The organism is Clavibacter quasicaliforniensis (assembly GCF_051201715.1).
GTDB classification, from domain to species: domain Bacteria; phylum Actinomycetota; class Actinomycetes; order Actinomycetales; family Microbacteriaceae; genus Clavibacter; species Clavibacter seminis.
Genome location: NZ_CP139624.1, coordinates 446,839 through 470,180, shown reverse-complemented (window position 1 = coordinate 470,180; position 23,342 = coordinate 446,839). Strand labels below are relative to the sequence as shown.

26 protein-coding genes are annotated in these 23,342 nt (G+C 75.0%); 15 read left to right on the top strand and 11 right to left on the bottom strand.

From position 1 onward, the window contains the following. Nucleotides 1-102: 102 nt before the first annotated feature. The gene (locus NL142_RS02305) at nucleotides 103-900 is read left to right on the top strand and encodes an HAD-IIA family hydrolase (RefSeq protein WP_011931704.1); all 798 of its coding nucleotides are present in this window, start codon (nucleotides 103-105) and stop codon (nucleotides 898-900) included. On the opposite strand, the gene NL142_RS02300 is transcribed toward NL142_RS02305, so the two are convergent. From NL142_RS02300 to NL142_RS02280, 5 genes are all read right to left on the bottom strand, one after another. Further along, nucleotides 901-2,169, bottom strand: a complete 1,269-nt coding sequence (locus NL142_RS02300) for an MFS transporter (protein ID WP_435080808.1) — start codon at nucleotides 2,167-2,169, stop codon at nucleotides 901-903. It abuts the gene before it with no gap. 107 nt (nucleotides 2,170-2,276) lie between these two features. Further along, a complete protein-coding gene (locus NL142_RS02295) occupies nucleotides 2,277-4,403 on the bottom strand; it encodes a septum formation family protein (RefSeq protein WP_435080807.1) in 2,127 nt (708 codons plus the stop codon). Next, on the bottom strand, nucleotides 4,403-4,957 hold the full coding sequence (pyrE, locus tag NL142_RS02290; protein WP_086505898.1) for an orotate phosphoribosyltransferase: 555 nt from the start codon (nucleotides 4,955-4,957) through the stop codon (nucleotides 4,403-4,405). The genes NL142_RS02295 and pyrE overlap by 1 nt, the downstream gene beginning before the upstream one ends. Nucleotides 4,958-5,023: 66 nt before the next feature. Next, on the bottom strand, nucleotides 5,024-5,959 hold the full coding sequence (locus NL142_RS02285) for an NAD(P)-dependent oxidoreductase (RefSeq protein ID WP_435080806.1): 936 nt from the start codon (nucleotides 5,957-5,959) through the stop codon (nucleotides 5,024-5,026). 112 nt (nucleotides 5,960-6,071) lie between these two features. Beyond that, nucleotides 6,072-6,548: an Asp23/Gls24 family envelope stress response protein gene (locus NL142_RS02280; RefSeq protein WP_435080805.1), complete on the bottom strand. Its 477-nt coding sequence runs from the start codon at nucleotides 6,546-6,548 to the stop codon at nucleotides 6,072-6,074. A gap of 133 nt (nucleotides 6,549-6,681) precedes the next feature. Here NL142_RS02280 and NL142_RS02275 point away from each other — a divergent pair, with 133 nt between their 5' ends. From NL142_RS02275 to NL142_RS02250, 6 genes are all read left to right on the top strand, one after another. After that, complete coding sequence (locus tag NL142_RS02275) at nucleotides 6,682-7,236, top strand: RNA polymerase sigma factor (protein WP_194683540.1); 555 nt, start codon at nucleotides 6,682-6,684, stop codon at nucleotides 7,234-7,236. Beyond that, complete coding sequence (locus NL142_RS02270; protein ID WP_435080804.1) at nucleotides 7,233-7,883, top strand: Asp23/Gls24 family envelope stress response protein; 651 nt, start codon at nucleotides 7,233-7,235, stop codon at nucleotides 7,881-7,883. The genes NL142_RS02275 and NL142_RS02270 overlap by 4 nt, the downstream gene beginning before the upstream one ends. Then, on the top strand, nucleotides 7,867-8,259 hold the full coding sequence (locus NL142_RS02265; RefSeq protein WP_194683542.1) for a hypothetical protein: 393 nt from the start codon (nucleotides 7,867-7,869) through the stop codon (nucleotides 8,257-8,259). Before NL142_RS02270 ends, NL142_RS02265 begins: the two co-directional genes overlap by 17 nt. A gap of 59 nt (nucleotides 8,260-8,318) precedes the next feature. Further along, complete coding sequence (locus NL142_RS02260) at nucleotides 8,319-9,155, top strand: exodeoxyribonuclease III (protein WP_435080803.1); 837 nt, start codon at nucleotides 8,319-8,321, stop codon at nucleotides 9,153-9,155. Nucleotides 9,156-9,243: 88 nt separating this feature from the next. Continuing rightward, nucleotides 9,244-9,879 (top strand): hypothetical protein, encoded by a 636-nt coding sequence (locus NL142_RS02255; RefSeq protein WP_194683544.1) that lies wholly within the window; start codon nucleotides 9,244-9,246, stop codon nucleotides 9,877-9,879. Nucleotides 9,880-10,008: 129 nt separating this feature from the next. Then, nucleotides 10,009-10,866: a response regulator transcription factor gene (locus NL142_RS02250; RefSeq protein WP_435080802.1), complete on the top strand. Its 858-nt coding sequence runs from the start codon at nucleotides 10,009-10,011 to the stop codon at nucleotides 10,864-10,866. 189 nt (nucleotides 10,867-11,055) lie between these two features. Here NL142_RS02250 and NL142_RS02245 read toward each other — a convergent pair whose 3' ends face one another. Both NL142_RS02245 and NL142_RS02240 read right to left on the bottom strand, forming a co-directional pair. Continuing rightward, nucleotides 11,056-11,739, bottom strand: a complete 684-nt coding sequence (locus NL142_RS02245) for an Hpt domain-containing protein (protein WP_435080801.1) — start codon at nucleotides 11,737-11,739, stop codon at nucleotides 11,056-11,058. 233 nt (nucleotides 11,740-11,972) lie between these two features. Next, entirely contained in the window at nucleotides 11,973-13,634 is a 1,662-nt protein-coding gene (locus NL142_RS02240) for a sensor histidine kinase (protein WP_435080800.1), read from the bottom strand. A gap of 147 nt (nucleotides 13,635-13,781) precedes the next feature. Here NL142_RS02240 and NL142_RS02235 point away from each other — a divergent pair, with 147 nt between their 5' ends. Further along, nucleotides 13,782-14,357: an MOSC domain-containing protein gene (locus NL142_RS02235; protein ID WP_435080799.1), complete on the top strand. Its 576-nt coding sequence runs from the start codon at nucleotides 13,782-13,784 to the stop codon at nucleotides 14,355-14,357. Between the two features lie 39 nt (nucleotides 14,358-14,396). On the opposite strand, the gene NL142_RS02230 is transcribed toward NL142_RS02235, so the two are convergent. Next, entirely contained in the window at nucleotides 14,397-15,305 is a 909-nt protein-coding gene (locus tag NL142_RS02230) for an SDR family oxidoreductase (RefSeq protein ID WP_435080798.1), read from the bottom strand. A gap of 99 nt (nucleotides 15,306-15,404) precedes the next feature. Between NL142_RS02230 and NL142_RS02225 the strand changes: the two genes are divergently transcribed. From NL142_RS02225 to NL142_RS02215, 3 genes are read left to right on the top strand one after another with little or no spacing between them, the layout of a single operon-like run. After that, nucleotides 15,405-15,842, top strand: coding sequence for an ASCH domain-containing protein (locus tag NL142_RS02225; protein ID WP_435080797.1), 438 nt, complete (start codon nucleotides 15,405-15,407; stop codon nucleotides 15,840-15,842). A gap of 9 nt (nucleotides 15,843-15,851) precedes the next feature. After that, on the top strand, nucleotides 15,852-16,736 hold the full coding sequence (locus tag NL142_RS02220; RefSeq protein WP_435081622.1) for an endo alpha-1,4 polygalactosaminidase: 885 nt from the start codon (nucleotides 15,852-15,854) through the stop codon (nucleotides 16,734-16,736). 33 nt (nucleotides 16,737-16,769) lie between these two features. Continuing rightward, nucleotides 16,770-17,495, top strand: coding sequence for a hypothetical protein (locus tag NL142_RS02215; protein ID WP_435080796.1), 726 nt, complete (start codon nucleotides 16,770-16,772; stop codon nucleotides 17,493-17,495). A gap of 198 nt (nucleotides 17,496-17,693) precedes the next feature. Here the strand turns inward: NL142_RS02215 and NL142_RS02210 are convergent, their stop codons facing one another. Continuing rightward, nucleotides 17,694-18,086 (bottom strand): cytidine/deoxycytidylate deaminase family protein, encoded by a 393-nt coding sequence (locus tag NL142_RS02210; RefSeq protein WP_194683551.1) that lies wholly within the window; start codon nucleotides 18,084-18,086, stop codon nucleotides 17,694-17,696. Nucleotides 18,087-18,146: 60 nt separating this feature from the next. Between NL142_RS02210 and NL142_RS02205 the strand changes: the two genes are divergently transcribed. From NL142_RS02205 to NL142_RS02195, 3 genes are all read left to right on the top strand, one after another. After that, the gene (locus tag NL142_RS02205; protein ID WP_435080795.1) at nucleotides 18,147-19,106 is read left to right on the top strand and encodes an NAD-dependent epimerase/dehydratase family protein; all 960 of its coding nucleotides are present in this window, start codon (nucleotides 18,147-18,149) and stop codon (nucleotides 19,104-19,106) included. 90 nt (nucleotides 19,107-19,196) lie between these two features. Then, nucleotides 19,197-19,673, top strand: coding sequence for a GNAT family N-acetyltransferase (locus tag NL142_RS02200; RefSeq protein WP_435080794.1), 477 nt, complete (start codon nucleotides 19,197-19,199; stop codon nucleotides 19,671-19,673). A 138-nt stretch (nucleotides 19,674-19,811) separates the two neighbouring features. After that, nucleotides 19,812-19,970, top strand: coding sequence for a hypothetical protein (locus NL142_RS02195; RefSeq protein ID WP_167332595.1), 159 nt, complete (start codon nucleotides 19,812-19,814; stop codon nucleotides 19,968-19,970). 27 nt (nucleotides 19,971-19,997) lie between these two features. On the opposite strand, the gene NL142_RS02190 is transcribed toward NL142_RS02195, so the two are convergent. Beyond that, nucleotides 19,998-20,927, bottom strand: coding sequence for an AEC family transporter (locus NL142_RS02190; protein WP_435080793.1), 930 nt, complete (start codon nucleotides 20,925-20,927; stop codon nucleotides 19,998-20,000). Between the two features lie 197 nt (nucleotides 20,928-21,124). Here NL142_RS02190 and NL142_RS02185 point away from each other — a divergent pair, with 197 nt between their 5' ends. After that, complete coding sequence (locus tag NL142_RS02185; RefSeq protein ID WP_435080792.1) at nucleotides 21,125-22,783, top strand: histidine-type phosphatase; 1,659 nt, start codon at nucleotides 21,125-21,127, stop codon at nucleotides 22,781-22,783. Here NL142_RS02185 and NL142_RS02180 read toward each other — a convergent pair. Then, nucleotides 22,780-23,223: an SRPBCC family protein gene (locus NL142_RS02180; protein WP_435080791.1), complete on the bottom strand. Its 444-nt coding sequence runs from the start codon at nucleotides 23,221-23,223 to the stop codon at nucleotides 22,780-22,782. The genes NL142_RS02185 and NL142_RS02180 overlap by 4 nt on opposite strands. Between the last annotated feature and the right edge of the window lie 119 nt (nucleotides 23,224-23,342).

Sequence of the window (23,342 nt, the reverse complement as noted above, 5' to 3'; positions counted from 1 at the left end):
ACCGCGGAGGACGGCGGGCGGACATCGGGTGACGCCGTCGCCGGTGCCCGGCGGCCGCGCATCCCCCGGCGGTAGCCTCGTGCCACGACGAGAGGGAACCCCATGGCGACGCGCGACGAGATGGACTGCTGGCTCACCGACATGGACGGCGTGCTGGTGCACGAGAACCAGGCCCTGCCCGGCGCGGCGGCCCTCATCCAGCAGTGGCAGGACCAGGGCAAGCCCTTCCTCGTGCTCACCAACAACAGCATCTTCACGCCGCGCGACCTCTCCGCCCGGCTCCGCGCGTCCGGCCTGCACGTGCCCGAGGAGTCGATCTGGACCAGCGCGCTCGCGACCGCGGCGTTCCTCGAGCAGCAGATGCCCGGCGGATCCGCGTTCGTCATCGGCGAGGCCGGCCTCACGACCGCGCTGCACGAGGCGGGCTTCATCATGACCGACACGAAGCCCGACTTCGTGGTCATCGGCGAGACGCGCAACTACTCGTTCGAGGCGATCACGCGGGCGATCCGCCTCATCAACGGCGGCGCGCGCTACATCGCGACGAACCCCGACGCGACCGGCCCGAGCGCCGAGGGCGTGCTCCCCGCGACAGGCGCGGTGCTCGCGCTCATCTCCAAGGCCACGGGCAAGGAGCCCTACATCGTCGGCAAGCCGAACCCGATGATGTTCCGCTCGGCGCTCAACAAGATCGGCGCGCACTCCGAGAGCACCGGCATGATCGGCGACCGCATGGACACCGACATCATCGCGGGCATCGAGGCGGGCCTGCACACGGTGCTCGTGCTCACCGGGATCAGCGACCGGGCGGAGATCGAGCGCTACCCGTTCCGGCCGGACGAGGTGCTGTCGGGCGTCACCGAGCTGCTGGACCCGGAGCCGGTCGAGTCCGAGCTCTGATCAGCGGCCGGCCCGTTCGGCGGGCGCGGCCGGGGCGAGCAGCGCCCGGATCCCGCGCGAGCGCAGCATCGCGACGCCGACGAGCGCCTCGCCCAGCCCGCCCGCGATGATCACGATGCGGAGCGCGGTCTCCTGCCCGAGCGGGTGCAGCGCCACCGTGAGCGCCCCGCCGAGGAGCACGGCCGGCGGGTAGAACCCCTGGCCGAGCAGCTTCTTCGCGCCGAGGATCGCGCCCTGCCGCTCCGGCGGCGTGCGCTCCTGCCACACCGCGGTGAGCGGCGCGCCCTGCGCCTGGAGCGCGACGTTGCGGACCACGGCCGCGAGGATCCACACCGCCAGGAGCGCGCTCGCCCCCAGCGCGACGCGACCCACCAGGCCGAGGACGACGGCGGCGCCCGCGATGGCGACGAGCCGCGGGATCCGGTCCCCGCGGGCGGCGACGAACGCGGCGCCGGCGAGGAGCCCGACGGATCCGGCGACGCTGAACGCCGCGAGGCTCGCACCCGGGCCGATGCCGCGCGTGCCGAGCAGCAGCACATACGCGGTCGTGGCGGACGCGGCGATGCCGTTCGCGAGGTTCAGCGCGGCGAAGCCCGCCTGCAGCCGGCGGAGCCCGGGGTGGCGGAGGATCCACGCGATGCCGTCGCGGGCGCCGCGGAACGGGTTCGCGATGCGGCGGTCCGGCGGCGCGTCCCAGCGCACGACGAGGAGCGCGGCGACGCAGCCGAGCGAGGTGACCCCGTCGACGACGAAGACGGCGGCGGGCGCGACGACGGCCGACAGGGCGGCACCGAGCACGGGCGCGAGCAGGGTCGGCCCGTCCTGCAGGAGCGAGGTGACGCCGTTGATCCGCGTGAGGTCGGCCTCCCGGCGCATCCGGCGGACGCTCGCCGTGAGGGTGAGCGCGAGGGTCGACGCCGCCAGGGCCGACACCAGGGTCAGCGGATAGACCACGGCGAGCAGGCGCCCCGGGCCGAGGGCGGACACGACGGCCATCCCGCCCGACACGAGGGCGAGGACCGCGTTGCTCGCGAGCGCGGCGCGGCGGTGACCCAGGCGATCCGCGGCCCAGCCGGTGAACGGCGCGAGGTAGATGGACGCGACGGTGGACACCAACGTGAGCGCCGACAGCGCCAGCGCGCTGCCCGTCTCGCCGAAGACCTGCAGCGTGAGCGCGAACGAGGCCGCGCTCGCGCCGAGGGAGGAGACGGCCTGCGCGCCCCACAGGAGGAGGAACGCGCGGTCGTCGGGTCGGGCGCGTGAGGTCACCGATCCCCCGTCCCCTGGATCCGCGCGCAGGTTCCGCGCACGGGGTGTCGAGGGTAGGGCGGGGGCGGGGATCCGCGGGGTCGGGATCCCCAGGCGGGCGGTGGCGGCTAGGGGACGACGGGCGGCTGCGGGACGCCGATGCTGCTCGTGAAGGTGCCGCCGCCGGCGCGCGAGACGAAGCAGTAGGCGTCGCGGTCGCCTGCGGCCCACTCGTCCTGGCTGATGGGGTACGCCGACTGGTACTGCACGTCGGAGTAGGCGCGGGCCGCCGCGTAGTCGATCACGGTGTCGGCGATGCAGAGCTCGTCGGCGGAGTCGCGCACGGCCTCCTCGCCGGGGAACGTGTCTCCGGTCTGCGGCAGGGCGACGCGGGCGACCATCTGCGCGTGGTGCTCGGAGCCGCAGTCGACGACCGTGAACTCCTCCTCCCACGGCGTCGTGTACGGGTCGATGCACTCGCCGCCGAGGAGCGCGTCCCACGCCTGGACGCCGGCCGCGGCCGGGCCCTGCACGGGATCGGTCGGGGTGGGCGACGGGGTCGGCGTGGCCTCGGCCGTCGGCGTGGCGACGGGGGCCGCATCGGGCGCGGCGGCGGATCCGAGCCGCTGACCCAGGTAGAAGAGGCCGACGAGGAGCAGGACCAGGAGGATCGCGCCGCCGACCCAGAGGCCGGTGCGACGCGGGCCGCGGGGTCCGCGCGGGGGCCCGGCGGCGGGAGGCGCGGGGATCCGTGCCGTGTCGAGGACGGGGGCGCGCGGCGCCGGCGCCCGGGGTGCGGGCGGGGCCGCGTACGGCGGGGGGACCGGCAGGGGACGCGGGGCCGGATCCGGAGGCGGGGAGGCGGCCGGGACGGCGACGGTGGGGGCGTCGCGGTCGGGGCGCGGGGCGGCAGCGGCGGGAGGCGCAGCGGCAGAGGCGGCTGCCGGGAGGATCCGCGTGCGGTCGTCGGCGTCTTCGGAGGCGGTGGGCCGGTCCTCCGCGTCGGCGTCGGCGGGCTCACGCTCGGGATCCGCCGCGACGTCGCCGAAGAGCAGGGAGATCGCGTCGGCGGGGTCGGCGGCGGCGGCCTCCGGCGGCGCGAAGGAGCTGGGGGCGGGAGCGGTCGGCTCGACCTCGTCCCGTGGCTCGGCACCGTGCTCGGGTGCGCGGTCGGCGTCCGACGGCTCGACGACCGGCGAGGACAGGACGGCCGTCTCCGGCTGGGGCACGGCCTCCGGCTCGGTCGCGGCCTCCGGGCGATCGGCGGTCGGCGCGGCGTCCGCCCGCTCGGCGGGCGCGGCCTCAACGGGCACGGCGGCAGGCGCGGCAGCGGCGGCAGGCGCAGCAGCCGGCGCGGATCCGGAGGCCCACGCCATCGCGGCGGCACGTGCAGCGGCGGCCGCGGGGGCGAGCGGCGCGGGAGCCGCGTCCTCGTCGTCGCGCTCGGCACCGGCGGAGGCACCGGCGGACGCCTCCACGTCGACGTCCCCGCCGAGCGGCTGCGGCTCGACCTCGTCCGCTACGCGTCCCGCGGGATCGTCGACGACCTCCGCGTCCTCGTCCATCCGGTCGTCCCGGAGCGGCGTCAGCTGGACCGAGTCGTCGTCGTCGGGGACCGCCGGCGCGGCGGGATCCTCGACGAGCTCGGCGTCGACCACCGGCGCGTCCGCGGGGACGACCGGCAGGGCCGCGCCATCCTGCGCGTCGTCGACCGGCTCGAGCACCAGCTCGGCGGGCGCGTCGTCGGCCGCCGCGGGATCCGTCTCGACCTCGCCGGACAGCACCTCGCCCGTGCCGTCGGCCGCGGGGGCGGGCACGTACCCGGGGTCCGGCTCGCCGGGGAACTCCACCTCGCCCGCGTCGATCGGGGCGTCCGCGATGCCGGGCTCGGGCGCCGGCGCCGGCGCCGGCGCGTCGAGGTCGGCGTCGAGATCATGGGCGTCCTGGTCGGCATCCACCTGGTCGAGCGGGGCGACGCGCTCGTCGTCCACGGTCGGGTCGAGTGGGACGATGCCCGCGAGGATGTCGGCGCCCGAGGGCTGCGGCGCATCGGCGGGGGCGGGATCCACGCCGGCGGCGTCCTGCTGCGCGGCGTCCTGCTCCGCGGGCACGGGCTCCCGGCCGGCCGGGCGACCCCAGCCGATGGGCGCGAGCGGCTGCGCGGGCCGCTCGCGGTCGGCGTCGGTGGCGGGACGGACCGCGAACGGGTCGTCGTCGTGACCGTGACCGGATCCGCCGCCGGGCGCCCCGCTCACTAGGCCAGCCCCAGGTCCTCGAGGCCGATCGCGTACAGGTAGCGGTGCCCCGCGGCCTCGATCACCTCGCGGGCGTCGGTAGAGCGGTCGACGACCACGGCGACCGCGGCGATCTCCGCGCCCACCTTCTCGAGCGCCTCGATGGCCTTCAGCGGGGATCCGCCGGTGGTGGAGGTGTCCTCGACGACGATGACGCGCTTCCCCTTCAGGTCCGGGCCCTCGACCTGGCGGCCGCGGCCGTGGTCCTTGGGCTCCTTGCGCACGACGAAGGCGTCGTAGCCGCGTCCAACCGCGGCGCCTTGGTGCAGGATCGCGGCGGCGATGGGATCCGCGCCCATCGTCAGCCCGCCGACCGCGGCGACGTCGGGCACGTCCGCGATGAGGTCGAGCATGACCTGGCCGATGAGCGGGGCGACGCGGTGGTCGAGGCTCACGCGGCGGAGGTCGACGTAGTAGGTGGCCTTCTTGCCGCTCGTCAGGGTGAAGTCGCCGTGGAAGACGGCGTCCTCCTTGATGTGGGCGATGAGCTGCTGGCGGGCGTCGGAGGTCGTCACGCAGCCGATCCTACGGGCGGGGAACGGCGTGGGCCGGTGCGACGGGCGGGCGGGACGCCGACCGGGTCAGGCGTCGGGCCCGGTCGGCAGCCCGAACACCGTGCCGACCGCGGCCACGTCGTCGCCGCCGTGGCCGGCCGCCGACGCCTCCGCGTACGTCTCGCGGAGCGCCTCGAGCATCGCCGTGTCGAAGTCGTGCGCGTCGGCGCCGTCGAGGGCGGCGAGCATCAGCGTCACGTCCTTGAGCAGGCCGTCGAGCGCGAACGACGGCGCGAGCTCGCCGGACAGCATCGAGCCGCCCTTGAGGTGCGCGTACGGGGTGTCGGCCGCGCCGCCCGCGATCGCGTCGAGGAAGAGGCGCGGCTCGACGCCGAGCAGGCGCGCGAGGCCGAGCGACTGGCCGGTGGCCGCGGTGATGGAGGCGATCCACGCGTTGCACGCGAGCTTGAGGGCGGATCCCGGTCCCGCGTCCGACCCGGCGACCACGGTGCGCGAGCCGGTCGCCTCGAGGACGGGGCGGGCGACGGCGATGTCGGCCTCGGATCCCGAGACGAGGTGCACGAGGAGGCCCTGCTCGGCCGGACCGCGCGTGCCGAGGACGGGCGCGTCCACGAAGCGGACGCCGTGCTCCGCGGCGAGCGCGGCGATCCGCCTGGTGCCCTCGACGCCGACGGTGGAGGACTGGAGGACGACGGCGTCGGGGCGGAGCGCGGGCGCGACCTCCGCGAGGACCTCGAGCACGGCGTCCGCGTCGAACAGCATCACGACCACGACGTCGGCGTCGCGCACCGCGTCGGCGGCGGTCACCGCGACGGTCGCGCCGGCGTCGGCGAGGGGCGAGGCCTTGTCAGCGCTGCGGTTCCAGACCGTGAGCGGCAGGCCCGCGCGGAGGATCGAGCGGCTCATGCCGGAGCCCATGACGCCGGTGCCGAGGAGCGCCACGCGGGGCTGCCCGTCGGATGCGGGGGTGGATGCGGGCGCGGCAGCGGTGTCGTCGGTCATCCCCCGACGGTACGCCCGCGATCTGCGAGGTCAGCGGACGCGGCGCCGCCCGGACACGGCGACGGGCCGCCCGTCGCGAGGACAGGCGGCCCGTCGGGCGGTGCGGGATGGATCAGACGGCGGGCGCCGCGGACGCGTCGTCGTCGTCGGATCCCTCGCCGGGCAGCACGATGTCGGCGACCGTGACGTCGACGCGCGTCACGCGACGGCCGACGAGCTCCGTCACCGCGTCGGAGATGGCCGCGCGCACGCCGGCCGCGATGTCCTGGAGCGGCACGCCGTACTCGGCGACGAGGGTCACCTCGAACGCGACGCCCGCCTCCTGGGCGTCGACGGCGATCCCCTGCGTGAGGTCGGTCTGGCCGATGCGGTCGCGGAGCTGGCCGATGACGCGGGCCGCGCCGCCGCCGAGAGCGTGCACGCCCGGGATGTCGCGGACGGCGAGGCCCGCGACCTTGGCGATGACGGCGTCGGTGACGGTGGTGTCGCCCTCGGCGAGGACGCTCCCCGTGATCCCGGTGCTGGTGCCGGTGCTCGCGGGCGAGACGCGTGCGACGTCGGCGGGAGTGCTGGTGTTCTGGTCGCTCATGCGGTTCCTCCTCGTGGATGCCCGGTCGCCCGGGCGCTGCTGTGGTAGTCATGGGTGGGACGCACGGACGGCGTGGTCCGTCACGGATCGCTCCCGGATCCGTCTCGTCTCCCAGCGCACACGGAGGTACGGCATGGCCCTCTCCTCCTCGTTGCAGGACGCGGGCGACGGCATCCTGGCCGAGCGCGCGGCCGACGGGGACGCCCGGGCGTTCGAGGTGCTGGTCCGCCGGCACGCCCCCTACATGCGCGCGTTCGCGATCCGGCTCACCGGATCACGCGCCGACGCCGACGACGCCGTGCAGGAGGCCCTCATCACCGCGTGGGACCGCCTGCCCACGCTCGAGAAGCCCGACCGGGTGAAGAGCTGGCTGCTGCAGATCGTCAGCCGGAAGTCCATCGACCGGATCCGCGCCCGCCGCCCCGCCGACGACATCGACGACCACGAGATCGCCGACCGGCTCACGTCCCCCGAGCGCGACGCGGAGACGTCGTCGCAGATGCGCGCCCTGGCGACGGTGCTCGACGCGCTGCCGCGCGAGCAGCGCGAGGTGTGGATGCTGCGCGAGGTGGGAGGCTTCTCGTACGAGGAGATCGCCGAGAGGCTGGGCTCGACGCCCTCGACCGTGCGCGGCCGGCTGTCCCGGGCGCGCACCACCGTGATGACGAGCATGGAGGAATGGCGATGAGCGGCACCGGACCGGGCGATCCCGGGGAGCGCCTGCCCGTGGATCCCGCACCCGCGCTCGACGCCGACGGCGCGCCCCTCGACATGGCCGCCCTCGCGGACTACCTCGACCGCGGGCGCACGCCGCGCATCGCCGCCTACGAGGACGACCCCGAGACCCGCAACGCGCTCCGCGCCCTCGAGCACATGCGCGACCTCGGCCGCGAGCTCGTGCAGGTCGAGGCCGAGGAGCAGGAGGCGCCCGGCGACGACTTCTTCCGCGGCGTGCTCGCCCACATCAGCCGCGAGTCGCGCGCCGGCCGCGACATCCCGCTCTCCCACCCGGATCCGGCCGTGAGCCTCGCGCTCACCGAGGGCGCCGTGCGCACCCTGGTGCGGCAGGCCGGCGACGAGGTGCCCGGCGTCCTCGTCGGCCGGTGCACGCTCGACGGCGACGTCACGCGCGCAGGCGAGCCCGTGCGGGTGGCGCTCACCCTGAGCGTCGTGTGGGGGGAGCCGCTGCCCGAGCTCGCGCAGCGCGTGCGCGAGCGGGTGCACGCCGCCCTGCTCCGGCACACCGAGCTGCGCGTCGAGGCGATCGACGTGACCGTGGTGGACGTGCAGGCGCGTCCCGTGCAGGAGGAGGCCGGAGATGACCCTCGACGATGACGCATCGGCCGCCGCGCCCGTCCCCGTGCCGCTCCCCGCGCCCGCCGATCTGTCGCGCGACCTGACCGCCGTCCTCCGCGGCGTCGCGGGCGTGGCCGACGTCTACGCGCCGCGCTCGCCGATCCTGCTGGCCGCCCAGCAGGTGGTCGAGGGCGTCGTGGCCGGATCCTCCACGGCCGTCGAGCAGCTCGTCACCGTCGAGACCGGCGAGGGCACCGTGCTCGTGGAGGCGTCCATCGCGGTGGACGCGTCGGGCCGCGCGAGCGACACCGCGCGCGCCGCGGTCGACGCCATCCGCGCCCGGCTCGCCGAGTCGATGGGCGCCGAGGCCGCCGAGCGGGCCGCCGTCACGGTGCGCATCGGCAGCATCGGCTGAGCCGCCCCGACCCGGCACCCGCGCCCGGCGGCGCCCCGCCCGCCCGGTACCGTGGACGCATGCGCGTCGCCACCTGGAACGTCAACTCCATCCGCACCCGCGTGGGCCGCGTCGTCGACTGGCTCGTGCGCGAGGACGTCGACGTGCTGGCCATGCAGGAGATCAAGTGCAAGCCCGAGCAGTTCCCCATGGCGGCGTTTGAGGAGGCCGGCTACGAGGTCGCCGTGCACGGCCTCAGCCAGTGGAACGGCGTCGCGATCGCGAGCCGCCTGCCGCTCGAGGACGTCGTGACGACCTTTGAGGGCATGCCCCGCTTCGGCAAGCCCGACGCCTCCGGGCAGTCGCCGCTCGAGGCGCGCGCGATGGGCGCGACCGTGGCGGGGGTCCGCCTCTGGAGCCTCTACGTGCCCAACGGCCGCGGCCTCGACGACCCGCACTACTCCTACAAGCTTGAGTGGCTCCAGGCGCTGGCCGCCGACACGCGCGCCTGGCTCGCCGCGGATCCCGCCACCCCGCTCGCGCTCATGGGCGACTGGAACGTCGCGCCGCTCGACACCGACGTCTGGGACCCCGCGCTCTTCGAGGGCAAGACGCACACCTCGGAGCCCGAGCGCGCCGCGTTCGCCGCCTTCCTCGACGCCGGGCTCGCGGACGTCGTGCGGCCGTCGATCCCCGAGGGCTACACGTACTGGGACTACCAGCAGCTGCGGTTCCCGCGGAACGAGGGCATGCGGATCGACTTCATCCTCGGGAACCACCGGTTCGCCGAGCTCGTGGATGCGCCCCGGATCCACCGCGACGAGCGCAAGGGCGACGGCCCGAGCGACCACGTGCCGGTGGCCGTGGACCTCGACGTCGAGACCGAGCTCGACGACGACCGGCCGATGATCTTCTGACCATCCGCCCCGCGCCGCCATGGCCGCTCGCGCTCCCGCCGACCCCGCCGATTCCGGCCCGGCGGGACGCGCCCCGTAGTCTCGTGCCGTGACCCCCGACGACGACGCGACCCCGGAGCGCGGCCGCCGCGCCTCCCGCGGGCGACGCTCCGCCGGCCCGCCCGCCCGCAGCCGACGCCTGCCGCAGCTGCCGAAGGTCACGCTGCCGACCATCCCGCGCCGGTCGTCTCGGGACCCCGACGCGACCGAGGTCATCCGCCGCCCGTCGGAGCGGAGCGTCGCGCGCGATGCCTCCGCCGCCCGCCGGGACGACGCCCGAGGGCGCCCGGACGAGGACCTGCCCGGCCCCGACTGGGTGCCGCGCTGGATCCGCCGGATCGACCGCCGGATCCTCGTCACCACGCTCATCTCGATGCTCGTCGCGGCGGTCGTGGGCGGCAGCATCGCCGCCATGGGCCTCGGCCTCATCTTCGTCACCGACGCGTGCGACGTGGACGCCTACGTCTGCCGCGACTCGCTCTTCACGATCGGCTACGGGATCGCCGTCGCGGGCCCGCTGTTCCTCACGGGGATCGCCGTCATCGTCGCGCTCGTCGGCATGATCCGCGGGCGCACGCGGCCCTGGCTGGTGCTCCTCATCGGCGTGGGCGCGTCGCTCGCGGCGTACATCCTCGGCGCCGTGCTCGTGCTCGTCGCGGTGCCCGGCTCCTCCCCCATCACCTGATCCCGCGCGTCGGCCCGGCGGCCCGCCGCCGCGGAGGCGGGGGTCCAGCGGTCCGCTAGCGTGGGAGATCCGGCGCGCCTGACGCGGATCCGGGGTACGGCCGCGCATGCGGCATGCGAGGGGGCGGTAGTGGACAGCGGACGTGTGGCTCTGGTCATCGAGGACGACGGCGACATCCGCCAGCTGCTCGAGGTGGTCCTGCGCCAGGGCGGCTTCGAGGTGCACTCCGCCGGCACCGCGACCGATGGCGTGCGGCTGGCCGAGGAGGTCTCCCCCGACGTCATCACGCTCGACGTGGGCCTGCCCGACTTCGACGGCTTCGAGGCCGCGCGCCGCATACGCCTCGTGAGCGACGCCTACATCGTGATGCTCACGGCGCAGGGCGAGGAGGTCGACACCCTGCTCGGGCTCGAGGCCGGCGCCGACGACTACATCGTGAAGCCGTTCCGCCCGCGCGAGCTCCGCGCCCGCATCTCGGCGATGATGCGCCGACCGCGCGGCGGCGGGGACGCGACGACGACCCCTGCCGCGGGTATCCCGGCCGCGGCCGACGCCCCGGGCACGGCCGCAGACGCGGACGAGCCGGTGCAGCCCGCCGCCGTCGCCACCACGACCGTGGTCTCGCCCGCGATGCCGGCCGAGGCCGCGCCGGACGACGCCGACGTCCTCCGCCACAACGGCCTCGAGCTCGACGAGGGCACCCGCCACGTCACGGTCGACGGCGAGCCGGTCGACCTCACGCGCACCGAGTTCGACCTGCTCGCGTCCATCCTCGCGAGCGGCGGACGCGTGCGCACCAAGGGCGACCTCGTGCGCGACATCCGCAGCGGGTCCTACGCCGTCGCCTCGTCCACCGAGCCGGAGGAGCGCGCGGTCGAGGTGCACCTCGGCAACCTGCGCCGCAAGCTGCACGACGACCCGCGCGAGGCGCGGTGGATCCAGACGGTGCGCGGCGTCGGCTACCGGCTCGCGCCGCCGCGGGGCTGAGGCGCCGGGCACAGCTCGCCGCTCGCCGGCGGGCGCGAGGGGGCTGCCGCGGGACCCGTGGGTCCCGCGGCAGCTGCGCCGTGGATCGGGGTCCCCTCGGGTGGGATCCCGCTCCGTTCCTCCGACCGGCCTGTCGCGGGAGCCGGTCGGGCGTGCGCGTCGGCCGTCGAGGCGGCCTCGCGCACGGGTCTAGTCGGGCGGGTGTCCCGCCTCCGCGCGGATCCACGAGCGCATCGCGTCCATGCTCCGCTCGCCCACCTCGCCGAGCTCCGGCAGCATGGCCGCGGCACGGGCGTGGTCGGCCGCGCGGATGGCCCGCTCCAGGTGCGCCGCGACGTCGCTGAGCAGGAGCGCTCCCACCATCGCCGCCGAGCTCTTCACGCTCAGGCACGCGTCGAGCGCGGCCGGGCGGTCGGCGGCGCGCACGGCGGCGTCGAGGCGATCCCAGCGACTCGGCCACAGGTCGACGAAGAAGCGCAGGAAGTCGACGCAGGCGTGCTGCCCGTCGGTGAGCGCTCCGGGGCACGTCGGCTCGGAGGCGGCGGGGGCGGAGGTGAGGGCGCCGACCGGACGGGGGGATCCGGCCGGCGCCTGCCCGCGACCGGGTGCGGGGGCACCACGGGTCGCGAGGCGGTCGTCCGGATGGGGGGATCCGGACGACGGGGTCCCGCGGCGCGGCTCGGGGTGGCCGCGCGGCGGGGTCACGCCGCCCGGCGCGGGAACGCCGAGGGGCGGAGCGGGGGTGCCCGTCGCGGGGACGACGGACAGGCGGGCGGGGCCGGGCTCGTCCGACAGCTCGACCAGCAGCTGCTCCAGGACGCGGACGTCGAGGAGCGGGGGGAGCTGCGGGACACGGGCGGCTCGGGCGCTCACGCCCGGCCGCCGACGAGACGATCGGAAGGACCGGGGAGGCCGCCGTCGGGTACCGGCCGCGCATCCGTGGACCCGGCACGGCACCCGGTGCGCGCGGCTCGGGTGCCGCTCGCGGGGTGGTCGTGGGGGATCATCCGGTCCTTCGATCGCTCGTGTCGGACGGGTGGCCCCGTCGTTGCTCGAGCCTGACACCGCCGGATGCCGGATCGGATCAAGGTGGGGACAAGATCAGCTCAAGTCGGCCGCGATGTGGCACGCCCGATGCGGAGGGGCAGCCGCACCCGCATCGTGGTGCCCGTCCCGACGGCGCTCTCCACCTCGATGGAGCCGTCGTGCGCCTCCACGATCGAGCGCGTGATGCTGAGGCCGAGCCCCACGCCCGCGACCGTGCTCGCGCGCGCGGAGTTGGTGCGGAAGAAGCGCGTGAACAGCTGCGACGTGTCCTCCGCCGACATTCCCACGCCGTCGTCGGTCACGCACAGGCGGATGTGGTCGCCGTCGACCCCCACCTCGGTGATGACCGTGCCGCCCTCCGGCGTGTACTTCACCGCGTTGCTGAGCAGGTTGTCGAGCACCTGGCCGATGCGCACGGCGTCGACCTCCGCGACCAGCTCCTCGTAGTCCGGCTCGATCAGGGTCACGCCGCTCGCCTGCGCGTGGGGGCGGATCACGTCGAGCGCGTTCTCGACGATCTCGCCCACGTCGACGAGGTTGCGGTTGACGGCGAGCTTGTGCTGCGCCGCCGTGAGGAGGTCGCCGATGAGGCCGAGGAGGCGCTGCGCGTTGCGCTCCACGATCGCGAGGCGGGCGGCGGTGATCCGGTCGTCGAGGTCGTCCTCCTCGAGGTCGTCGGCGATCAGCTCGACGTAGCCGAGGATGGAGGTGAGCGGCGTCTTCAGCTCGTGCGAGACGCTCGCGACGAAGTCCTCGCGCTCGGTGACCGCGAGCGCGAGCGCCGTGACGTCCGTGCTGACGACGACCGTGCCGAACATGCGCCCGGAGGCGTCCACGAGCGGGGACAGCGACGAGAGCACGGCCTTCTGCGCCCCGCCGTCGCCGATCCAGTGCACCTCCCGCCCGACGATCTCACCGGCGCGGGCCCGGGCCACGAGCTGGCGCTCGGGCGGCACGACCGTCACGCGGTCCTCCTCGTAGACGAGGCGGCCGAGCGTCGGGTCGTCCGGATCCACGGGGCCGGCGAGCGCCATGAGCTCGCGGGCTGCGCGGTTGCGCAGCATGATGCGGCCCGTCGCGTCGAGCACGATGACGGTGTCGTCGATCGCGTCGAGCACGCCGTCGATGATCGAGTTGCGCTCCTGCAGGTCGACGAGCGTGCCCGTCAGCTCGCGCTGCATCTCCTCCAGGCGCGCGTGCTGGCGGATCAGCTGCTGCGCGAGCAGGTTCACGGCGACGGCCACGAGGAGCATCACGACGGGCAGCACGACGAGGTGCGACCAGCCGGTCGTGCCCTCCGGGACGGTGCCCGTTCGGAAGTAGGGCAGCGCCAGCACCGACGCCGTGCCGATGGCGCCGAGCCACAGGACGTGCAGGGCGAAGGCGTACGCCAGCCAGATCACCGGGAACACGATGAGGAACGCGGTCGACGGCACCTGGTCGCCGATCGCGTCGTGGCAGAGGGCGAGCGCCACGAAGTCGAGCATCGGCAGCACGGCGACCCAGTCGGAGTCGATGCGCTCCCAGGGGACGACGGCCGCCACGATGGTGACGATGGCGGCGACGACCGTGCCCGCGACGAATCCGGGACGGGCCACGGAGTCGAGGTCGCCCGCGCCCGCGACGACGCCGACGACGACGAGGCTCAGGATGAAGGGCAGCTGCGCGTGCAGCGGCTTCGAGAGCGTCATGCTCCGCAGCACCGCCTGCGCGCGGGACACCGGATCCCGCCGCACGTCGGAGGGAGCAAGCTCGCCCACGTGACCCCCCGGATGCGGTCACACCGTCCCGCTCATCGATGATAGCCACGAGTGGAGCGACCGCCCCTGGCCGACGTACCCCGTGGTATGAGCCCGTACGATTCCCGGATGGCCGACCTCCCGCACGAGCACCGCGTGGAGATCGCGTTCCTCGTCGCGTCGCCGGTGCACCGGCTGGAGGGACGCCCGTCCGACGGCCCGCGGGACGAGCCGGGCGAGCCGCCGTCGCGGGTCTCGGTGCGCGTGCGCGCCGGGCTCGGGATCGTCGGCGACCGCTACTTCGGCCAGCGCGCGCACCGCACGGCGGCGGTCACGGTGATGGCCGTCGAGTCCGTGGAGCGCGTGGCGCGGGAGCTCCGCGTGGAGGCGGGCCTCGATCCCGTCGACACGCGCCGCAACGTCCTGCTGCGCGGCGCGGACGTCGACCGGCTGCGCGGCATGCGCTTCAGCCTCGACTCGGGTCAGGGGCCGGTCGAGTTCCAGGGCCACCGCCCGGCGAACCCGTGCGCCTGGATGGACGTGATGCTCGCGCCAGGCGCCTTCCGCGCGCTCCGCGGCCGCGGCGGGGTGCGCTGCGAGCCGCTCGGCGACGGGATCCTCACGGTCGGACCGGCCGTGCTCCGCACCGAGCGCCCGCTCGGCGAGGAGGACGAGGCCGGCGCCGACGGGGCGCGCCTGTTCTGACGCGCCCCGCCGCCTCGGCCACGGCCCTCGCGCCTCCGGTCAGTGGACGGGCGTGCCGCCCGTCACCGCGATCGTCTCGCCGCTCGTGAAGCTCGACTCCTGGCTCGCGAGGAACACGTAGGTCGCCGCGATCTCCGCGGGCTGGCCCGGGCGGCCGTAGACCGACTGGGATCCGAACTCCTCCACGTCCGACGCCGACTGGCCGACGGGCTGCAGCACGGTCCAGAACGGGCCGGGCGCGACCGAGTTGACGCGGATCCCCTTCGGCGCGAGCTGCTGCGCGAGCCCCTGCGTGAAGTTCCGGATCGCGCCCTTGGAGACCGCGTAGTCGATCTTGTCCGGGCTCGGCTGGTACGCCTGCGACGAGCTCGTCGTGATGATGCTGCCGCCCTTCGGCAGGTGCGGGATCACGGCCTTGCTCAGCCAGAACAGCGAGTAGACGTTGGTCTTCATCGTGCGGTCGAGCTGCTCGGAGTCGAGGTCGAGGATGTCGTCCTCGTTGCGCTGGTAGCCGGCGACCATCACGAGGCAGTCGATGCCGCCGAGCGCCGCCACGGACGCCTGCACGATGTCCTGGCACGCGGTCTCGTCGGAGATGTCGCCGGGCACGAGCGCGGCGGTGCGCCCGTCGGCCTCGATGGTGGATGCGGTGTCACGCGCGTCCTCGAGCTCCTCGTCGAGGAAGTTGAGCGCGATGTCGGCGCCCTCGCGCGCGAAAGCGATCGCGACGGCCTTGCCGATGCCGGAGTCGGCGCCCGTGATGAGCACCTTGCGGCCCTTCAGGCGGCCGAAGCCGACGTAGCTGTCCTGGCCGTGGTCGGGCGTCGGCTCGAAGCGCTTCTCGTCGCCGGGCCCGGTCTGCTCCTGCTGCGGGAACGGCGGCGACGGGTACTGCGCGATCGGGTCCTGGATCTCGTACTGGTTGCCGGAGTTGCGGATCTCGCTCATGCGCTGCGCCTTCGTTCGGGGGTCGTGGGGCCGTGGGGTCGCATCCAGCCTGGCCCGGCGGGCGCGCGGCGTCCGGGGTGCGGCTCCTACGATCGAGGCATGACGACGACGCCCGAGCCCGACCTCCCTCCCGTCGAGTTCGCGTTCCCGGGGTCGCTGCGGGACCAGCTCGTCGCCGCGATCGTCTCGGGCGAGAAGACCTCGACGAGCTCGCTGCTGATCCAGTACGACGCCGACGACGAGGAGCTGCCGGTCGTCGGGTCCCGCGGCGCGGTCATCGACTCGGAAGGGCGGCCGGTGCTCGTGATCGAGACGACGGCCGTGGAGATCGCGCGCCTCGCGGACGTGCCGCTCGCGCACGCGCGGGACGAGGGCGAGGGATTCACGACGGTCGCCGAGTGGCGCGCCGGGCACGAGGGGTTCTGGGGATCCGCCGAGGTGCTCGCGGAGCTGCCCGACGGGTTCCTGCTCGACGACGACACGGAGATCGTGCTGGAGCGCTTCCGGGTGGTGGGCACCGCGGATCGACCCGCCTAGGGTCGCATGATGCGCCCCCTCCTCTCCGCCGCCCTCGCGACCGCCGCCCTCGTCGCCCTCTCCGGCTGCGCGGCGGCGGATCCGCGTCCGGCGTCCGCGCCGACCAGCGCGTCCGCCGACGCGGCCGACACGGCGACGACCGGCCTGCTCGCGGCGGACACGAGCGCGGCCGTCGCCCTGCCGCCGACCGCCACCGGCTTCGACTACCAGCTCGGCGGCGCCTCGCCGGTGCCGGCGGGCGTCGGGATCGTGGTCCGCGACAGCACCGACGAGCCCGCGGCGGGGGCGTACGGCATCTGCTACGTCAACGGGTTCCAGACCCAGCCCGGCGAGACCTGGCCCGACGACCTTCTGGTGCAGGGCGACGACGGACCGCTCGTGGATCCGAACTGGGACGACGAGTTCATCCTCGACACCTCGACCGCGGCGAAGCGCACGGCCATCGCGGCGCGACAGGCGACGACCGTCGACCGCTGCGCCGACGCCGGCTACCAGGCCGTCGAGTTCGACAACCTCGACTCGTGGAACCGGTCCGAGGGCGCCCTGGACGCGGATGACGCGCTGGCCCTCGCGACGCTGCTCGTGGATCACGCGCACAGCCGTGGCCTCGCCGTCGCGCAGAAGAACACCACCGACATCGGCTCCCGCGGACGCGACGAGGCCGGCTTCGACTTCGCCGTCGCCGAGGAGTGCGACCGCTGGAAGGAGTGCGCCGACTACACGGCGGTCTACGGGCCGCACGTGCTCGACGTCGAGTACACCGACGACCTGCGCGGCACGGCCGACGAGGTGTGCGCGCGGATCCTGGCGCTGGATCCCGCGCCCCGGGCCATCGTGCGCGACCGCGACCTCGTGCCCGCGAGCGCGGACGGATACGCGTACGCGGCCTGCTGAGCGGGATCGCCCGCCCCGTGACACGATGCGGGGATGGACGACGACGACCGGCGCGCGGAGATCGCGGAGCTGCGCCGGCGCGTGTTCGGGCCCGATCGCGACCCGCGCGACGCCGCCTCGCTCGCGCGGCTGCGCGAGCTCGAGGGGCGGGACACGGTGCGCCCGGGCGTCGCTGCGGCGGACCCGCGGGACGACGGCTCGGTCGGCCCGTCGGCGGCCGGAGCCCCGCCCAGCGGTGATGCGCGCGACGACCGACCCGCGGCACGGCGGACCCGGGCGCGCACCCGCCTCCGCCCGCGTCTCGCCGCCGCCTGGGCTGCCTCCCTCGTGATCGTCGCGGTCGCCGCCGCGGGTGGCACCGCCTGGTGGCTGGGCGACGAGCGCGGCACCGTCGCGATGCTCGCGCTCGAGCCGCCGCCGGTGCCGGACAACGCGACCTACCTCTCGGTGGACACGGGATCCATCGCGCCGGGATCGCTCTTCGCGCCGTTCCACGGCATCTCGGTCGGGCGTGTTCCGAGGGTCGAGTCGAGGACAGGTGCGGAGGTGGTCTGCCTGGTGGCCGGCGCCGCGAAGCAGGACGGCTCGGTCGAGGGCCCCGAGGGCTGCGCCACCGGCGCCGTCCCCGCGCGCACCGCGCTCGTCGTCACGGCCGACCAGCCCCAGGAGCTCCGCGACGCGTTCCCGCTCGGCACCACGCTGACGTTCGAGCTGGAGGACGATGGCGAGACGGTCCGGGTGCGGACCGTCGGCGGCTGACGCCCCCTCCCCACCCGCGTCACGAGGTCGGCGTCCCGAGCGCGACGGCCGACGTGCGGCAGCCCAGGCGGATCCGCTAGGTTGTGATCCGTTCGGGGAGCGCACCTATCGGGGTGCCTCGTCTGGTTCGATTTCCGGAGCTCTCCACCATTCGCCGCCATCGCGGCACGCGTGCGCACCGCACGCGCTCCCGGTCGACTACTCGTCGGGTCGCGCGTACGAGACCGGCATCAGCTCGCCGATCGCGACCATCTCCGGTCCGTCCGCACCGGGCACGGCCACGCGGATGCCGGGCTGGAGGTCCAGCATCACCTGGCGGCACCGGCCGCACGGCGGGGCGATCCCGCGACCCCCGTCGCCCACCGCCGCCATCGCCACGAGCGGTCCCGCGTGCGCTGCAGCCGCGGCACCCAGCGCGACGAGCTCCGCGCACGGGCCGCCCGTGAAGTGGAAGACGTTGACGCCGACGTGGATCCGACCGGCTGCATCGAGGGTCGCGGCCGCCATGGTGTGGTCCGGGTCCGCGCCGAGCGTCCGCGCGAGCGCCTCGGCCGCTGCGATCAGCCGGACCTCGGAGTCGTGGAGGGGCATGCGCTCATCCTGCCGGACGTGTTCCCCGCTGCGTCTCGCGCGCCCCTAGGCTCGACGACCGTGCCCTCCTCCCCCTCGCGTCGCGCCCTCATCCTCGGCGGCACCGGAGCCATCGGCGGCGCGACCGCCGAGCGGCTGGCCCGCGACGGGTGGTCGGTCGACGTGACGGGCCGCGATCCCGACCTCATGCCCGCCGAGCTCCGGGACCTCGGCGTGCGCTTCCACGCGCTCGACCGTGCCGACTCCCGCGCGATTGAGCGGCTGGCCGGCGACGGCGTCGACCTCCTCGTCGACCTCGTCGCGTTCACGGCCGCCGACGTCGACGCGCTCGTCCCCGCGATGCGGGCGAGCGGATCCGTCGTCGTCGCCTCCTCGCGCGCCGTGTACGTCGACGACGCCGGACGCCACATCAACGGCGACGAGCCGCCGCGCTTCCCCATCCCGATCCCCGAGGACAACGCGACCCTGCCGCCCGCCGCCGACGGCACCGATCCGTTCACGCGCGAGGGCTACGCGCCCTCGAAGGTCGCCGTGGAGCGGGCGGCGCTCGACAGCGGACTGCCCGTCACCGTGATCCGCCCGTCCAAGGTGCACGGCCGGTGGGCGAGGAACGCCCGCACGCGCGCCATCGCCGAGCGGATGCTCGCGGGCGCGGAGACGATCGAGCTCGCCGACCGCGGCGCGTCCGTCGACCACCTCACCGCGGCGGTGAACGCGGCGGCGCTCATCGCGCGGGTCGCGGACGTGCCGGGCGCGCGGATCCTCAACGCCGCCGACCCGGATCCGCTGACGGCCGCCGAGATCGTCGCCGTCATCGCCGACGAGCTGGGCTGGCGCGGGCGCATCGTCCCGCTCGAGCCGGGCGTCGACGGCGGCGCGCACCCGTGGGCGGCTGCGCACCCCATCGTGCTCGACACGCGCGCGTCCCTCGAGCTCGACCACGCCCCCGTCGGCCCGGGCGCCGAGCTGCTGCGCGCCGAGGTCGCGTGGATCCGCGACGGGGAGCGCCCGCGCGGCTGACGCGCCCCCCGGCTCCCGGGGCCTGCCGCCGCGGCGACCGACGTGGACAGCCCGGCCGCGGGCGCGCCCGCCCCTGCGACCATGCGCTGCATGCCCTCCGTGACCGTGCGCCCCATGACCCCGTCCGAGTTCGCCGAGATGATGGCAGCCGCCGACGAGGACTACGCGGCCCGCCAGTTCGAGGCAGGCCTCTGGCCGGCGGAAGGCGCGCGCGCGCGGTCGGCGGCGGAGACCGCGAAGTGGCTCCCCGACGGGATCCGGACGCCGCGCACCCTGCTCCTGCGCGGCGTCGACGAGCACGGCGTCGGGGTCGGCAGCGCCTGGGTCGCGCTCGACGATCCGAACGGCAGGCCCGACACGGCGTTCCTGTTCGAGCTCATGGTGGATCCTTCGCGCCGCGGATCCGGGTACGGCCGGGCCCTGCTCGCCGCGGTGGAGGAGGCGACGCGCACGGCCGGGGCCCCCGCGCTGGCGCTCAACGTCTTCGGCGCCAACCACGTTGCGATCGCGCTGTACGCGTCGGCGGGATACGACGTGACGGCGCAGCAGATGCGCAAGGCCCTCTGAGGCGGGCCGGGCCCTGACCGCTGCGCCCGCCTGGCCGTTCCCCGCCGCATCCGCTCCCGACCCGGTCGCGCGCCGCCGGACCTGGCAGGGTCGATGAGCGGGCATCCACCGATCCGCGCAGATCCCCCGAGGAGCACCATGCCGCTGATCCGTTTCCTGTTCGTCGCCGTCCCCGTGATCCGGAAGTTCCTGCGCAGCCGCCAGGGCAAGGCCGCGATGGCCAAGGGCAAGGCCCAGATGGCGAAGCGCTCGCAGAAGCGCGCCGCCCAGCGCGCGACGCCGACCCGCCGCCGCTAGGTCGTAGCCCGCTGGATCTGGCGCCCGCTAGGTCCCGGGCGCGAGCAGCGCCGCGATCACCAGCAGCACCGGGATCGACGCGACCGTCGTGATCAGCACGGTGTCGCGCGCCAGAACGACGCCGCGCTCGTAGCGCGACGCGAAGTTGAAGATGTTCTGCGCCGTCGGCAGGCCCGCGATCACGGTCGCGGCGAAGGTCTGCGGCGCGTCGAGGTGGAAGGCGAAGCGCGCGAGCAGGAACGCCGCGAGCGGCATGACCACGGTCTTGATCACCGAGGCCACGACGATCTCGCCGCGACCGGATCCGGGCGCGAGCGGCTTCCGCCCCACGAGCGACATGCCGAACGCCATCAGCACGATGGGGATCGCCGCGCCGCCGATCAGCCGGAAGGGCTCGTAGATCGCGTCGGGGACCTGGAGCCCGGTGATCGCGATGAGGATGCCGAGCATCGACGCGATGATCATCGGGTTGCGCAGCGGCTGGGTGAGGATCCCGACCACCGACGCGGATCCGCGGCTCGAGATGTCGAGGACCGTCAGCGTGGTCGGCGCGAGCACCAGCAGCTGGAGGAGCAGCACGGGCGCGACGAGCTGCGCGTCGCCGAGCACGTAGATCGCGACCGGCAGGCCGATGTTGTTGGCGTTGACGTAGCTGGCGGATGCCGCGCCGATGGTGGTCTCCGCGACCGGCCGGCGGAAGAGGATCCGCGCCACGATCAGGTAGAGGATCGCCGCCACGGCCACCGCGCTCGCCGACGTGAGCAGGAACGCCGAGAAGACGACGTGCAGGTCGGCCTTCGCGAGCACCGTGAACAGCAGCGCGGGTGTCGCGACGAAGAACGCGACCCGGTTGAGGGAGTGCTGGGCGCCGGGACCCGCGATCCCGGAGCGGCCGACGCCGTAGCCCACGGCGATGATGAAGCCGATGATGGCGAAGCCGGTCAGCACCCCGATCATCCGATTCCCCTCGCCCGCGTCCTCCCACCCTACGGGCGGCGCCGGGCCCGTCCCGACGCCGGCAGCCGCCCCGCCCGTTCAGCGCCGGGACACCGCCGCGTCACGCGATCCGCCTAGCGTCGGCCGCGTCGCGCCCGCGACCCACCCGCACCCGCCGCCGCGCTCACCCCGCGCCGCGCCCGCTCCACCAGGAACCCATGCGCCTCCGCACCCTCCGCCGCCTGTCCGCCTCCGTCGCGCTCGCGCTGGCCCTCGGGATCGCCGCAGGCGGATCCGCCCTCCCGGCCCTCGCGGCGACCGGCACGGGCGCCGGATCCGCCGACCGCACGTACTACAGCAGCAAGACCCCCTACGCCCCGCAGGGCACCGCGGCCGACCTCGCGCCCGCGCCCGCCGGCTTCGCGCCCGTCTACACGGAGTCGGTCGCCCGTCACGGATCCCGCGCCCTGTCGAGCTTCAAGTACGACTCCCTCACCACGCAGGTGTGGGAGCAGGCCCGCTCCGAGGGCGCGCTCACGACGCTCGGCCAGACGCTCGGCCCGGAGGTCGCCAAGCTCACCGCCGCGAACAAGAAGCTCGGCTACGGCAACCTCACCGGCCAGGGCGCAGACCAGCACCGCGGCATCGGCGCGCGCGTCGTCGAGCGGCTGCCGTCGCTGTTCGCAGGGATCGACGCGGGGTCCGACACCGTCGCGCTCGAGAGCTCAGGCGAGGCGCGCGCCACCGCGTCGGGCAAGGCGTTCGCGGAGGGGCTGAAGCGCGCGGATCCGCTCCTCGCCTCGCACCTGCCGAAGGACATCGCCAAGGACCCCGACACGCTCTACTTCCACAAGTCCGCCGCGAACGCCGACTACCAGGCCTACGAGGACGGCCCCGCCGTGACCGCCGCGGTGGCTGCGATCTACGCCCAGCCCCGCAGCCACGAGGCCGCGCGCCGCCTGCTCGAGCGCATCTACACGCCCGCCTTCGTCGACCGCCTCGCGGCCGGCCAGTACCACTTCGTCGACGGCGGCGACGGCGGCACCCACGTCGACGACGAGCTCGATGCCGCGATGATGCTCTACAACCTCTACATCATCGCGCCCGACATGACGGAGGAGGTCAGCGTCGACTTCGACCGCTACTTCGCCGGCGACGACGCGGACACCGAGTGGTTCGCCTACCTGCTCGACGCGGAGGACTTCTACTCGAAGGGCCCGGCGTTCCATGGCAGCGACATCACGTACGAGATGGCCACGCCGCTGCTCGACGACTTCCTCGACTCGATGGACGCGCGCCTCGCCGGATCCTCCACCGCCGCGACGTTCCGCTTCGCGCACGCCGAGACGATCATCCCGTTCGCGGCGCTCCTCGGCCTGCCGGGCTCGACGCAGCCGGTGACGCCCGAGGCCCCGTACACGTACGCGACCAACGCATGGCGCGGCGAGACGGTCACGCCCATGGCCGCCAACGTGCAGTGGGACGTCTACCGGGATGCGAGCGGCCGCGCCATCGTGCGCATGCTCTACGACGAGAAGGCGATCCCGTTCCGCGCCGGCTGCACGCCCATCGCGCCCGGGTCGCTGTTCTACGACACGGCCGAGGTGCGCCGCTGCCTCACGGGCGCTGCCGCGGTGGGTCCCGGGACGACCTCGCCCGGGGCGTCCGACCCCGGTCAGCTCCCGGGCTCGCCCGCCGAACTCGCCGCCGCCGACGCCTCCGCGGCCCGGGGCGACACGCTCGCCGCCACGGGCATGTCGGCTGACGAGCTGCCGTTCCTGGCCGTCCTCGCGTTCGCGCTCGGCGCGGCGGGGATCACCGCGGTCGGCGTGGTGCGGCGGCCGCGACAGGACCGGCCCGCCGGCCGCACGCGCTAGGCGACCGGCGCGACCAGCCCCTCCATCACGTCGAAGAAGGCGCTCCAGCCCTGGATCGTCATCTCGCGCTGCTCGTCGGAGAACTCGCCCGCGCGCTGCGTCATGGTCATGCGCGTCGCGCCGCCGGCGACCTCCTCGAGGTCGACCGTGAGCGGCTCGCCCGCGGGCTCGTCGGGCCGGTCGGTCATGGTCATCGCGATGCGCGCCGGCCGATCGAGCTCGACGTACTCACCCGCCCAGTCGATGGCGTTGCCGTCAGGGAGGCGCATCACGGCCGTCCACGCGCCGCCGACGCGCACGTCCATCCGCAGGGTGTCGAGGGGCACGTCGACCGCGGCGGTGCCGAACCAGGCGGCGAAGTCGGCCGGGGTGATCCACGCGTCGAACACGCGCTCCCGGGAGGCCGCGAACGTGCGGGTGATGACGATGGGCTCGCTCACGGCGACCTCCGGCGGGGCTGATGCACGGGATCCGCGGCGGGGACCGACGCGGAAGGGCCGCCGCCTCCGCGTGGAGACGGCGGCCCTTCCGCGATTCGACCAGCCGGGGAGCGCGTCGT